We start from the raw sequence: 12,370 nt of genomic DNA, 5'->3' as shown, positions 1-12,370 counted from the left end.
CGCGCAAAGTGCCGGAATGGCTTAGCTACGGCGGCTGATGCGCGTGAAATGGCCCATCTTGCGGCCTGGGCGCGCTTCCGCCTTGCCGTAGAGATGCAGCATCAGATCGGGCTCGGCGAGCAAAGCGGGTACGCGCAGCACATCGTCGCCGATCAGGTTTTCCATGATGCAGTTTGAATGCCGGCCAGGGTTGCCCAGCGGCAGGCCGGCAATGGCGCGGATATGCTGCTCGAACTGCGAAACGATGCCGGCGGCTTCCGTCCAGTGGCCGGAATTGTGCACGCGCGGCGCCATTTCGTTGGCCAGCAGCGTGCCATCGGCAAGAACGAAGAACTCGACGCCGATGACGCCGACATAGTCGAGGGCCGCCAGGATTTTCGCTGCCGACCCCTGTGCCGTCGCCGCCGTCTCCAGCCTGATCTGGGCCGGCAGGGTCGAGGTATGCAGGATGCCGTCGCGGTGGACGTTCTCAGCCGGATCGTAGGCGGCGACCGCGCCGTCCAACCCGCGCGCGGCGATGACCGAGATTTCGCGCTCGAAAGCGACGAAGGATTCGAGGATCAGCGGCACATTGCCCATGGTCTCGCATGTGCCGGCAAAGCCGCCCGTCTCCATGTTGCGGAAGACGCGCTGGCCCTTGCCGTCATAGCCCATGCGGCGGGTTTTCAAGATGCCGCTGCCACCGAACTCTCTCAGCGCCGCCGTCAGCTCGTCGTCATTGTCGACGGAGCGGAAATCCGCTGTCCTGATGCCGATGCCGTTCAGGAATAGCTTCTCCGCCACCCTATCCTGGGCAACTTCCAGCGCTCGCGGCGGCGGATAAACCGGGACCTTGGAAGCAAGTGCGCCGGCGGCCGCCACCGGCACATTCTCGAATTCGTAGGTGACGACGGCGCTGACTGCCGCCAGTTCGGCAAGGGCGTCCGCATCGTCATAGGCGGCGGTGATCTGGCGGTTGGCGACCTGAGCCGCCGGGCAATCGGCCTGCGGTTCGAGGATAATTGTGCGGTAGCCGAGGCGCGCTGCGGCAACAGCCAGCATGCGGCCGAGCTGGCCGCCGCCGATGATGCCGATGCTCGATCCCGCGGGCAGGCTCACGGCGCATCCGTCGGTTCGGTGGCGACCCTGGCGGTTTGGGCGGTGCGCCAGGCATCCAGGCGGGCGGCAAGTTCTTCGTCGTTCAGCGCCAGCACGGCGGCCGCCAGAAGGGCGGCGTTGGCCGCACCCGCCTTGCCGATGGCAAGCGTGCCGACCGGAATGCCGGCCGGCATCTGGACGATGGAGAGCAGCGAATCCTGGCCTGACAGCGCCTTCGATTCGACCGGTACGCCGAACACCGGCAGCGGCGTCATCGCCGCCGTCATGCCGGGCAGGTGGGCGGCGCCGCCGGCGCCGGCGATGATCACCTTGAAGCCGGCCGCCTTGGCGCCCTTGGCGAAATCATAGAGGCGGTCCGGGGTGCGGTGGGCGGAGACGATCAGCCGCTTGTGCGGAATGCCCAGCGCCTCCAGCGTTTCGGCGGCGTGGCGCATCGTCGCCCAGTCGGACTGGCTGCCCATGATGATGGCGACGTCGGCGCGGTGGTCGGTCAAGCGCATGCTCCCGGCGGTAATGGCGCGCCTTAGCGGAATTCGGGCTGGCCCGCAAGGATGGCGGCCGCCGCAGCCTAGTCCGGCCAGCGCAGGGCGCCGGATGAATCCTTTCGCGGCTGTCTCATCGCATCCGCCGGCCTGTCGGCCGCGGTGAGCACGGCGCGGAGGCGTTCGGCGACGATCTCGGCCTCGCCTGGGTGCAGATTGCAGGGGTCGAGGAAGAAATGGCCACGCTCGACCTCGTGATTGCGCACGATGATGGGCGGCGATCCGGCCGCCAATGCCGAGGCGAGGCCGGCGGCACTGAAGCGGCTTTCGGGGGAGACGAAGATCTGCAGCCGGTCGAGCGGATTGGCGGTCGGGTCGGGAATGATGTTTGCGACGATGCCGGGTATTCCCTGCAGCGAATCCCTCCATAGATTGAGCGCCGCTTCCTCGCGTCGGCGGATGCCGGCATGGTCGCGCTTTTCCCAGGCTTCGAGCGCCGCCATCGTGCCGGCGATGCTTTCCTTGCCGACCTTCATGGCGCGGGCGACGCCACGGTTTTGCAGATAGGCGGCGCGGACGAGATCCTTGCGGCCGGCGACGATGCCGCTGGTCGGCCCCGAAAGGAATTTGTGGCCGCTATAGACGACGATGTCGGCGCCGCGCGCCAGGAAGCTGCGCAGGTCATATTCGGAAGCCGCGTCGACGATCACCGGCACGCCCCTGGCGTGGCAGATATCGCAGAATTCCTCAAGGGAAAGCATGCCGTATTGCACGGTGTGGTGCGCCACGACGTAGAGCGCCGCCGCCGTGCGCTCGTTGATAGCCTCGCGCACATGATAATCCTGCGTGACGCTGACCGTGCCGGCCGGAATGACCTTGGCGCCGGCGACGCGGATCGACTGGTCGATCGGTGCGCCGTAATTGACGATATGGCCAAGCTGGATGACGACTTCGGACTTCAGGCCTTCGGTGTCGTCGGGCAGCCGTTCGATCGCCAGCAAATTGGTGCCGGTCATTGCCCCGGCGATCGCCATTGTGATGCCTGAGGCGCAGCAGGCGGTGATGAAGCCGGCCTCGCCGCCGGTGAGGCGGGCGGTGATCACGCTTGCGGCGCGCTGCAGATCGTCCATCTCCACCCATTGCGAGGCGATCTCGGCCATGGCGCTGATCGCCTCGGGAACGATGATCGAGGCGCCGAGCGTCGTCATCGTGCCGGAGACGTTGATGATCGGCCGCAGTCCCAGCCGTTCACGGATCGTGGTGTTGGAGCCGGTGTCGGAATAGGTTTTCATGTTCAGCAATCCCTTGACGGTCAGGCGGCGATCTCGACGACCGCTTCGATTTCGACGGTGATGTTTCCAGGCAGCGAGCCGACCCCGATCGCCGAGCGGGCATGGCCGCCGATCTTGTCGAAGACGCTGGCGAACAGGTCCGAGCAGCCATTGACCACTTTCGGGTGGTCGCTGAAGGTCGGCGTCGCATTGACGAAGCCGAGCAATTTGACGACGCGCACGATGCGGCCGAGATCGCCGGCGGCGGCGTGCATGACGGCGAGCAGGTTGAGGCCGGTGAGGCGGGCATGCTCATAGGCCTGCTCGACGGTGACGTCCTCGCCGACCTTGCCGGTGCACAGCGTGCCGTCGGCGCGCAGCGGCCCTTGACCCGAAAGAAAGATCAGCCGGCCGCTTTCCGCATGGGTGACGAAATTGGCGATCGGCGTCGGCGGCTCGGGCAGCGTCAGGCCGAGCTCGGCGAGCCGGATGTAAGGCGTCATGGAAGAATTCTCCTTGGGCCGGCCTGTTGTTTTACGCAATTCCCAAGGGAAAGCGCTTCGCGCTTTTCCCGGGAAAACCGCTTACACTTTTCCTGGAATTGCTTTGGGCCGCCCATGTCAGAAATGCGAGGCGCGGAACCGCGCCAGGAAAGAGCGCAGGCGCTCATTGGTGGTCTCTTCGGCAAGGATCTCCTTCGGCGGGCCAACAGCGCTGACACCGCCATCGGCCATGAAGACAATGCGGCTCGAAGCGTCGCGGGCAAAGGCCATCTCGTGCGTGACCATCACCATTGTCATGCCGTCTTCGGCCAGGCTGCGCACAACGGCCAGCACCTCGCCGACCAATTCGGGATCGAGCGCGGAGGTGATCTCGTCGAGCAGCAGGATCTTTGGCTCCATGGCGACTGCCCGCGCTATGCCGACGCGCTGCTGCTGGCCCCCGGAGAGTTCCGCCGGCAGGCTGTCGGCCTTGTGGGCGAGGCCGACGCGGCTCAGCCAATGCTCGGCGATCTGGCGCGCCTCGGCCTTGCTCTTGCCGCGCACCTTGGTGAGGCCGAGCATGATGTTGCCGGCGGCGGTGAGGTGCGGAAACAGGTTGAAGCTCTGGAACACCATGCCGGTTTCGGCGCGCATGTTGGCAAGGTCGCGCTCGCTGCGCCGCTGGCGCGCGCCGGCCTCACGAAAACCGACCTCCTTGCCGTCGATGCGGATCGAACCTGAGTCGTAGCTTTCGAGAAAGTTGACGCAGCGCAGCAGGGTGGTTTTGCCGCTGCCGGAAGGGCCGATGACGGTGACCACCTCGCCCCTGTCCACCTTGAGGCTGACCGAGCGAAGCACCTCGACCGAACCAAAGGCTTTCGAGACCCCGGCAATGTCGAGAAGGGCAGCATTGTCGTTCGAGCTTGTGGCCATCGTGCTAGTCCCGGATGAAGGCAAAGCGCCGTTCCAGCCGCCGGCTGGCGTAGGAAAGCGCATAGTTGACGGCGAAATAGATCAAGGCGCCGAGGATGTAGAGCGGCATCGCCTCATAGGTGCGGCCGATGACCTGGTTGATCGCCTGCATCAGGTCGGTGATGCCGAGCAGCGAGACCAGGGCGCTGCCCTTGACCGCATCGGTGACGCCGTTGATCCAGGGCGGCAGGAAGCGCCGGAAGGCCTGCGGAAAGATGACGTAGGTGAGCCGCTGGCGGAAGGTCAGCCCAATCGCCATCGCCGCCTCGGACTGCCCTTTGGGAATGGAGCCGACGGCGCCGCGGAGATACTCAATGACCTGCGCGGTCTTGAACAAGGTGAGCGCCAGCACCGCCGCCGAGAAGGATTGCAGATGCAGGCCGATGGCCGGCAGGCCGTAATAGACGAAGAACATCAGCACCAGGATCGGGATGCCGCGGATGGTGTCGGAGAAGATGCGCACGGCCCAGCGTAGCGGCGCCGGGCCGTAGACCAGGCCGACGCCGAGCGCGACGCCGGCAATCAGCGACAGCACCACGACCAGCAGCGACACCCACAAAGTGATGGCGAAGCCCTGGGCGAGGAACGGTACGGCGTAGAGGATCTGGCTCAGCATGTCAGCGCGCAGCCCTGAACCGGCGTTCGACCAGCCGCAGCCCGAAGAGCAGGGTGTAACCGGTCACCAGGTACATCGCCGTCGTCACCAAATAGACCTCGACGATGCGGAAGGTGTTGAAGTTGATCCACTGGGCGCCGAAGGTGAGCTCGGGCACCGAGATCACCGAGGCGATCGACGTGTCCTTGAAAAGCGAGATGAAGGTGTTGGACAGCGCCGGCAGCGTGATGCGCAGCATGGTCGGCAGGCGCACATGAACCAGCCGCTGCCAGGGCGTCAGGCCGATGGCTTTGCCGGCATCGAGCTGGCCGCGCGGCACGGCTTCCAGGCCGGAGCGGAACACCTCGACCAGATAGGCGCCGCTATAGACCGACAGCGTCAGCACGAACGAGGTCGGCGCGTCGTAGGCGACGTCGATCACCGTCGGCAGGCCGTAGAAGACGAGATAGACGAGCAGGATCAGCGGCACGTTGCGGATGAATTCGACGTAAGCCGCAATGATGGCGCGCACCACGCGTCCGGCCGAGACATACCAGACCGCCAGCATCAGGCCGATGACGACGCCGATGGCAATCGAAATCACGGCAAGCTCGAGGCTGAGCAGAAGGCCGCCCCACAGCTTGTCGAAATGGCGCCAGATCAGGTTGAAGTTGAGCGTATAGCCCATGCGTCTCCCGCAATAACCAAGGGGATGCGAACTAGAAGGCGGAAGGGCTAACCTTTCCGCCGCTTGTCAGACAACCGGGAAACCGGGATGGCGGGCCGGGGGCTCCTGGCCGAAATAGTCCTTGAAGGCGGCGTCGTAGAGTGCGGTCTCATGGCCGAACATGGCGATGGTGAAGGTCTGGTTGACGAAGGTCAGCCAGTCCAGGTCGCCCTGCCTGACCGCCGCGCCGTAGAGCATCGAGTACCAGCTCTTGCCGGCATCGAAATATTTGTCGGGGTTGCGCGAGGCCAGCCAGCGCACGGTTGAAAGATCGACGGCGGCGGCATCGGCGCGTTTCGATTCCAGTGCCTGCAGCACATTGGCCTGGGTGTCGATCTGCAGCACCTGCGCCTCCGGCAGGGCGTAATGGACCGAGCTTTCGGCGTCGACATTCTGCAGGATCGAGATGCGCGTCGCCGAACCGCCGGCGAGCAGCTTGTCGAAGGTCTTGTTTTCCGCCGTCGGCAGCGTCAGCAGGGCGACGCCCTCGACATAGTATGGCCTGGAGAAATGGATCAGCTGCGAGCGCTGCGCGGTCATGGTCATGAACTGGATGGTGATGTCGACCTTGTTGGTGGTGACATTCGGGATGCGCTGCGCCGGGTCCTGCATGACGAACTCGACCTTGCTCGGATCGTCGAACAGACCCTTGGCCAGGATGCGGCCCATGGTGATGTCCATGCCGACCAGCTCGCCGGCATCGTTTTCGAAATGCCATGGCGCGTTGGTGCTGCCGGTGCCGACGATCAGCTTGCCGCGGTCAAGCGCGGTGCGCAGAACGCTGTCGGATGCGGCTTGTGCCGCCGCCTTTTCGGCGCTGACAGCGGTCATCACGCCCGCCGTTGCAAGCCCGGCCATGCCCAGTTTCAGAAAATCTCGCTTGGATGCGTCGTTCACTGCGACCTCCTGTTGTTTGAGTTCCCCTTACAGACACACGTGTCGCCGACCTGATTGTCTCTTACAATAGACACATGTATCCTATACAAGACAGATACTAACATCAGGAATCAGTTATGCAAGACAGCAATGGACTCACGGATCGGGCGGAGCTTGGTCCAGCCGAGAGCCCGACGCCCGACAAGACCTCCGGCTCGCGCGAGAAGGGCCTCAACCGGGTGCTGGAGATCCTGGACTTCCTGCATGTCACGCAGCGCGCCATCGGCATTGGCGATCTCGCCAAGGGGGTGAATGCGCCGCGCTCCACCACCTATACGCTGGTGCGTTCGCTGGTCGATGCGGGTCTCCTGGAGATGGAGGGCGACGGCAACCGGGTCTATTTCGGCAAGAAGCTCTACCTCTATGGGATGGACTATGTCAGGGGCAACGACCTGCTTAGGCGGGGCCGGCAGGAGGTCGACAATCTGTCGCGCGAGACCGGCGAGACCTCCGAATTGTGCATGCTGCAAAGCGGGCGCTATACCATCGTCCATTCCAGCCCCGGCACCAGGCCGTTCCGCATCAGCTCGGCCACTGGCTTGCAGATCCCGCTGCCATGGACGGCATCGGGGCGGCTGCTTCTGGCCGGATTGGAAAGGGCCGCCATCCAGGACATGGTCTCGGAAGACGACCTTTTGCTGCCCGACGGCCGCAGGCTGCAGTTCGACGACTTCATTGCCGATATCGCGACGGCCAGAACGACCGGCTATTGCATCACTTCGGGGCTGGTCGACGCCTACACCAAATGCCTGGCCGCCCCTGTCTTCGCGGCCGCCGGCAAGGTCGAGGCGACGATGTGCCTGGTGGTGCCGATCGACACTTCAGCGGAGAAGACCGACGAATTGCTGACGTTGCTGCGCCATCGCGCGGCGCGGCTGTCGATAGCGGGGTGAGCAGTTAGGCCCCGAGGCCGTCGGCTAAGCGATGATGTCCGGAATGATCTTGTCTTCCAGCGCCATCAGCCGGTCCTTGAGGAAAAGCTTCTTCTTCTTCATGCGCTGGATCTGCAAGGGGTCGCAGCCCATGGCGATCATCGCATTGATGGCCGCGTCGAAATCGGCATGCTCCTGCTTCAGGCGGGAAAATTCGAGGCGGACATCGGCCTTTTCCTGGTCGGACATTCTCTACCGTCTGCATGTCTGCGGCGCCCGGCAATGGGCATGATTGGGCGGGGGCGGCATCAATTGCCGCCGGCGCGCAGCCAATATCACATATCACATTGTCGTGGAATGCTACCACGCAGCATTCGACATCGCAGCCGGATGGTGGCAGACTGTCATGGTGCCGTCACAGATGCGACCTGCGGTGGACGTGCCTTTGACGGCTGCAATCGAGGAAACCATGAAAGGGAGAACCAATCATGTCTCTTGCATCCCATCTTGATGAGTTGCAGCGGAAACACGGTGATATCGAACGCGAGATCGACGATGCGATGAACCATCCATCGGTCGACGACCTCGAAATCGTGAATCTGAAGCGACGCAAGCTGGCACTCAAGGACGAGATTGAAAAACTGAAGGCGAAACCGACGAGACACTGACGCCCTTCCAGGATTAGACGCGCCGCCTTGGCGCGTGACTATCGCTCCGGTGGCGACATGCCGCCGGAGGCCTGTGTTTGCTACTGATTCCGATACTGTTGGCCGGCGAAACCCGTCTGTGGGGTCGCCGCGCTGCTGCGATTTGGCGGCTCTGCTTGTCTGTCGCCATTGACAAGCCATCTTTGCTCCTCCACCTCATGCCCGAACCTCAGCGCTATGTGCTGATAGCTGTTTGAGCGTGCGTCGACGTGGACGTATGTCGCTCGGGTGATCAAGAGGCTGCCGGCATGACCGGGTATTTTTCCTCCCCCTTTGCGCGCCGGACATCGGTCGGCGTCGATGTCGGCGGCGTGGTCGTCGGCGGCGGCGCGCCGGTCGTCGTGCAGTCGATGACCAACACCGACACGGCCGATATCGACCAGACCGTCGCGCAGGTTGCGGCTTTGCATCGCGCCGGCTCCGAGATCGTGCGCATCACCGTCGATCGTGACGAGAGCGCTGCCGCCGTGCCGCGCATCCGCGAACGGCTCGAGCGGCTCGGCATCAATGTGCCGCTGGTCGGCGACTTCCACTATATCGGCCACAAGCTGCTGGCCGACCATCCGGACTGCGCCGAGGCGCTGGCCAAATACCGCATCAATCCCGGCAATGTCGGCTTCAAGGACAAGAGGGACCGCCAGTTCGCGGCGATCGTCGAAATGGCGATCAGGCATGACAAGCCGGTGCGCATCGGCGTCAATTGGGGGTCGCTCGATCAGGAGTTGCTCACCCGGCTGATGGACGAGAACCAGCGCCAAGGCTTCCCGCTGACGGCGCAGGAAGTAACCCGCGAGGCGATCGTGCAGTCGGCGATCCTGTCGGCCGAAATGGCTGAAGAGATAGGCCTCGCCCGCGAAAAGATCATCCTGTCGGCCAAGGTCAGCGGCGTGCAGGATTTGATCGCCGTCTACACCGAGCTTGCCACGCGTTCCAACCATGCGCTGCATCTCGGCCTCACCGAAGCCGGCATGGGCTCCAAGGGCATCGTCGCCTCGTCGGCGGCCATGGGCATCCTCTTGCAGCAAGGCATTGGCGACACCATCCGCATCTCGCTGACGCCGGAGCCGAATGGCGATCGCACTCGCGAGGTGCAGGTCTCGCAGGAACTGCTGCAGACCATGGGCTTCCGTCAGTTCGTGCCGATCGTCGCCGCTTGCCCCGGCTGCGGCCGCACGACATCCACCGTGTTCCAGGAACTCGCCCAGAACATCCAGGCCGATTTGCGCAAGAACATGCCGGTCTGGCGGGAGAAATATCCCGGCGTCGAGAACCTCAAGGTCGCGGTGATGGGCTGCATCGTCAACGGCCCCGGCGAATCCAAGCACGCCGATATCGGCATCTCGCTGCCCGGCACCGGCGAGACGCCGACCGCGCCCGTCTTCGTCGATGGCAAGAAGTCGGCGACGCTGCGCGGTCCGTCGATCGCCGCCGATTTCGAAAAAATGGTTGCCGACTATATCGAGCAGCGGTTTGGCCAGCACGGCAAGGCTGCGGCCGAATAAGCCATGCGGGGGCTGCTCAAAGCCGGTGTGATCCTGCTCTGCGGGCTGGGTGCCGGACAGGCGCTCGCCGATCCACCGCAATCGCGCTCGGCGGCGAAACGATTGATCGGCCGTGTCTGTGACCTGATCGAGACGCATGCCGAGCGGAACGGTCTGCCGAAGGATTACTTCGCCCGGCTGATCTGGAAGGAAAGCCGCTTCGACCCCAATGCGGTGAGCCCTGTCGGTGCCGAAGGCATCGCCCAGTTCATGCCGGGCACCGCCAAGATGCGCGGGCTGGCCGATCCTTTCGACATCGACCAGGCGATCCCGGCTTCGGCGAAATATCTCGCCGAAATGAAGACCGGCTTCGGCAATCTCGGCCTGGCGGCGGCTGCCTACAATGCCGGCGAGAGCCGCGTTTCGCGCTGGCTGGATTCCGGCGGTTTCCTGCCGATGGAGACCGAGAGCTACGTCTTCGACATCATGGGCGAACCAGCCGACAAGTTCTCCGACGGCGCCTACGCCGGAACGATCGAGCCGCTCGACGCGAAAACCAGCTTTGCCGTCGCCTGCCGCAAGCTGCCGGTGATCATGTCGAGAACCGTGGCCATGGCGTCGATCAATGTGAAGCCATGGGGCGTCCAGGTGGCCGGCAATTTCCGCAGGGGAGCTGCGATCAATCAGTGGCTGCGGGTCAGGAGCCGGTTTCCGGCGCTGCTTTCCGGTCGTGACCCGGTGGTCAGCCGGGTGCGCACGCCGATCGGCCGACGCGGCATCTACGCCGTCAGGATCGGTGTCGACGACCGTGCCGCCGCCAACGTCATCTGCCAGAAACTGCAAAGCGTCGGCGGCGCCTGTATCGTCGTGCGCAACCGATAGGGGGCGACATGACGGCCAAAATCGTCCTGCTTAATGGCGTCGGCAGCGCCGGCAAAAGCTCGATCGCCAGGGCGCTGCAAACAATCGCCACCGAGCCCTTCCTGCATGTCCAGATGGATGCTTTCATCGACATGCTGCCGCCGGCGCTGCAGGATCATGCCGACGGGTTTTCCTTTGAGACCGTGCTGGAAGACGGCAAGCCGTCGGTGGTGATCAGGAGCGGGCCGGTCGGCGCGCGAGCCATGCGCGGCATGCGCCATGCCATCGCCGCCATGGCCGGGCAAGGCAACAATCTCATTGTCGACGACGTGATCTTCAATGACGAGATAGCGGAGCACCGCATGCTGCTGTCGGGTTTCGACCTGCATCTGGTCGGCGTCATGGCGCCGCTGGAGGTGCTGGGAGCGCGCGAGGCCGCGCGCGCCGACAGGCTGCCTGGCCTGGCGCGCTGGCAATATGGACGCGTCCACAACGGCATAGACTACGACCTCGAAGTCGACACCAGCCGGCTGACGCCGCTTGAATGCGCCCGTCGCATCCAGGAAAGATTCCGACTATAGTGGCCGGTGTTCTTTTGTTGCAATCATAGCTCTTCCAATCGCCCGAAAGCGATAGTCACCCGTCATGTGCAGGGTCGTGGCGATTAAATATTAATGAGCCCTGCTGTAGCAAAAGAGGTCGATATCTCGACGAGAGCTTTTGCGATCGTCAAAAAGGCGGGGCATGGGGGCGGTGGCAAATTTCCTTAGACGCGTTGTAAGTGAACTTGAAACGCCGCGCGCCAAACGGCCGTTCGGTTCTGGCTGGCTGTCCGGCTCGATTGGCTTGCTTGCCGGGGTCACCGCCCTGCTGATGGTCATCGTGCTGCGCTACCCGTCGCTTACATCGATGCCGGATCTGGCCCCCATCCACCAGATGCTGTTCTTCAAGCCGGTGCTCTATTTCGTCCTCATCTCCGGCTATATCCTGGCGATCCTCAGCATGACGCTGCGCAGGCAAAAGACGCTCGGCGCGGCAGCGATGTTCACTGTGCTGCTGGCGTCGCTGGTCGGCATGCTTCCGGTGCGCCATCAACTGCACATCGAAGGGGTGTTCTTCGGGCTAGATTTCTTCATCCTGAACGCCCTGTTCATGGGTGTGCTGTTCGTTCCGCTCGAACGTCTTTTCGCGCGCAACAAGGATCAGACCGTGTTCCGCGACGAATGGCGCGAGGACCTGTTCTACTATCTGGTCTCATCGCTGCTGGTGCAGATTTTGACCTACCTGACCTTGGCGCCGTCCAACTTCGTCAATGCGCAGGGCGCCCTTGGTTCGGTGCGCGCCTGGGTCCACGACTTGCCGTGGCTGGTGCAACTGCTGGCGGTAATGTTCCTGACCGACCTTGCCCAGTATTGGGTGCATCGGGCCTTTCATCGCATTCCCTGGCTGTGGAAGTTCCATGCCGTGCACCATTCCGCCAAGTCGATGGACTGGATTGCCGGTGCGCGCATGCATTTCCTGGAAATCATCGTGCTGCGCAGCCTGACGGCCACCCCGATGTTCGTGCTGGGGTTCGATGAATCGGCTATCCAGACGTATATATCGATCGTCTACGTCTATTCGTCTTTCATCCATTCCAACATCGGAACCAGTTTCGGTCCAGTCGAAAAGGTGCTGGTGTCGCCGCGTTACCACCACTGGCATCACGGCCTCGAGAAAGAAGCGATCGACGTAAACTTCGCCATCCATTTCCCGCTGCTCGACCGGCTGTTCGGTACCCACCATATGCCCGAAGGGCGCTGGCCGAACGGCTACGGCATTCACGGACATCCCGTTCCGAACGGATACTGGCAGCAATTCCTCTATCCCTTCCGGCGCGGCTAGAC

At 63.5% G+C, this 12,370-nt stretch carries 15 protein-coding genes; 6 read left to right on the top strand and 9 right to left on the bottom strand.

Going from position 1 to position 12,370, the window contains the following annotated elements; genetic code table 11:
• Positions 1 to 21: 21 nt before the first annotated feature.
• The 8 genes from NKK52_RS22345 to NKK52_RS22310 all read right to left on the bottom strand — a co-directional run bounded on the left by NKK52_RS22345 (position 22) and on the right by NKK52_RS22310 (position 6,485).
• Positions 22 to 1,098 carry a 5-(carboxyamino)imidazole ribonucleotide synthase gene (locus NKK52_RS22345; protein WP_023684030.1) on the bottom strand — a complete coding sequence of 359 codons (1,077 nt, stop codon included), beginning with the start codon at positions 1,096 to 1,098 and terminating at the stop codon, positions 22 to 24.
• A complete protein-coding gene (gene purE / locus NKK52_RS22340; protein ID WP_023684029.1) occupies positions 1,095 to 1,592 on the bottom strand; it encodes a 5-(carboxyamino)imidazole ribonucleotide mutase in 498 nt (165 codons plus the stop codon). Before purE ends, NKK52_RS22345 begins: the two co-directional genes overlap by 4 nt.
• A 74-nt stretch (positions 1,593 to 1,666) precedes the next feature.
• Positions 1,667 to 2,872 (bottom strand): aminotransferase class V-fold PLP-dependent enzyme, encoded by a 1,206-nt coding sequence (locus tag NKK52_RS22335; RefSeq protein ID WP_031204137.1) that lies wholly within the window; start codon positions 2,870 to 2,872, stop codon positions 1,667 to 1,669.
• A gap of 20 nt (positions 2,873 to 2,892) precedes the next feature.
• On the bottom strand, positions 2,893 to 3,354 hold the full coding sequence (locus NKK52_RS22330) for a RidA family protein (protein WP_023673109.1): 462 nt from the start codon (positions 3,352 to 3,354) through the stop codon (positions 2,893 to 2,895).
• A gap of 117 nt (positions 3,355 to 3,471) precedes the next feature.
• Complete coding sequence (locus NKK52_RS22325; protein WP_023673108.1) at positions 3,472 to 4,266, bottom strand: amino acid ABC transporter ATP-binding protein; 795 nt, start codon at positions 4,264 to 4,266, stop codon at positions 3,472 to 3,474.
• 4 nt (positions 4,267 to 4,270) lie between these two features.
• The gene (locus NKK52_RS22320) at positions 4,271 to 4,921 is read right to left on the bottom strand and encodes an amino acid ABC transporter permease (protein ID WP_023684027.1); all 651 of its coding nucleotides are present in this window, start codon (positions 4,919 to 4,921) and stop codon (positions 4,271 to 4,273) included.
• A gap of 1 nt (position 4,922) precedes the next feature.
• On the bottom strand, positions 4,923 to 5,588 hold the full coding sequence (locus NKK52_RS22315) for an amino acid ABC transporter permease (protein ID WP_023673106.1): 666 nt from the start codon (positions 5,586 to 5,588) through the stop codon (positions 4,923 to 4,925).
• A 66-nt stretch (positions 5,589 to 5,654) separates the two neighbouring features.
• Positions 5,655 to 6,485: a transporter substrate-binding protein gene (locus NKK52_RS22310; protein WP_023673105.1), complete on the bottom strand. Its 831-nt coding sequence runs from the start codon at positions 6,483 to 6,485 to the stop codon at positions 5,655 to 5,657.
• A 155-nt stretch (positions 6,486 to 6,640) separates the two neighbouring features.
• Here NKK52_RS22310 and NKK52_RS22305 point away from each other — a divergent pair, with 155 nt between their 5' ends.
• Entirely contained in the window at positions 6,641 to 7,456 is an 816-nt protein-coding gene (locus NKK52_RS22305; RefSeq protein WP_023684025.1) for an IclR family transcriptional regulator, read from the top strand.
• 24 nt (positions 7,457 to 7,480) lie between these two features.
• On the opposite strand, the gene NKK52_RS22300 is transcribed toward NKK52_RS22305, so the two are convergent.
• Positions 7,481 to 7,684 carry a YdcH family protein gene (locus NKK52_RS22300; protein ID WP_023673103.1) on the bottom strand — a complete coding sequence of 68 codons (204 nt, stop codon included), beginning with the start codon at positions 7,682 to 7,684 and terminating at the stop codon, positions 7,481 to 7,483.
• Positions 7,685 to 7,923: 239 nt separating this feature from the next.
• Between NKK52_RS22300 and NKK52_RS22295 the strand changes: the two genes are divergently transcribed.
• The 5 genes from NKK52_RS22295 to NKK52_RS22275 all read left to right on the top strand — a co-directional run bounded on the left by NKK52_RS22295 (position 7,924) and on the right by NKK52_RS22275 (position 12,368).
• Positions 7,924 to 8,103, top strand: coding sequence for a YdcH family protein (locus tag NKK52_RS22295; protein ID WP_023684024.1), 180 nt, complete (start codon positions 7,924 to 7,926; stop codon positions 8,101 to 8,103).
• A gap of 287 nt (positions 8,104 to 8,390) precedes the next feature.
• Positions 8,391 to 9,644, top strand: coding sequence for a flavodoxin-dependent (E)-4-hydroxy-3-methylbut-2-enyl-diphosphate synthase (gene ispG, locus NKK52_RS22290; RefSeq protein WP_023684023.1), 1,254 nt, complete (start codon positions 8,391 to 8,393; stop codon positions 9,642 to 9,644).
• Positions 9,645 to 9,647: 3 nt separating this feature from the next.
• Positions 9,648 to 10,505, top strand: a complete 858-nt coding sequence (locus NKK52_RS22285) for a lytic transglycosylase domain-containing protein (RefSeq protein ID WP_023684022.1) — start codon at positions 9,648 to 9,650, stop codon at positions 10,503 to 10,505.
• Positions 10,506 to 10,513: 8 nt separating this feature from the next.
• Positions 10,514 to 11,065, top strand: a complete 552-nt coding sequence (locus NKK52_RS22280; RefSeq protein ID WP_023684021.1) for a chloramphenicol phosphotransferase CPT family protein — start codon at positions 10,514 to 10,516, stop codon at positions 11,063 to 11,065.
• A gap of 163 nt (positions 11,066 to 11,228) precedes the next feature.
• The gene (locus tag NKK52_RS22275) at positions 11,229 to 12,368 is read left to right on the top strand and encodes a sterol desaturase family protein (protein ID WP_198031508.1); all 1,140 of its coding nucleotides are present in this window, start codon (positions 11,229 to 11,231) and stop codon (positions 12,366 to 12,368) included.
• Positions 12,369 to 12,370: the final 2 nt, after the last annotated feature.

The sequence above is a fragment of the Mesorhizobium sp. C277A genome (genome assembly GCF_040324395.1).
Lineage (GTDB): Bacteria > Pseudomonadota > Alphaproteobacteria > Rhizobiales > Rhizobiaceae > Mesorhizobium.
The sequence above is the reverse complement of the archived record's forward strand: the minus strand, read 5'-3'. Positions and strand labels throughout refer to the sequence as shown.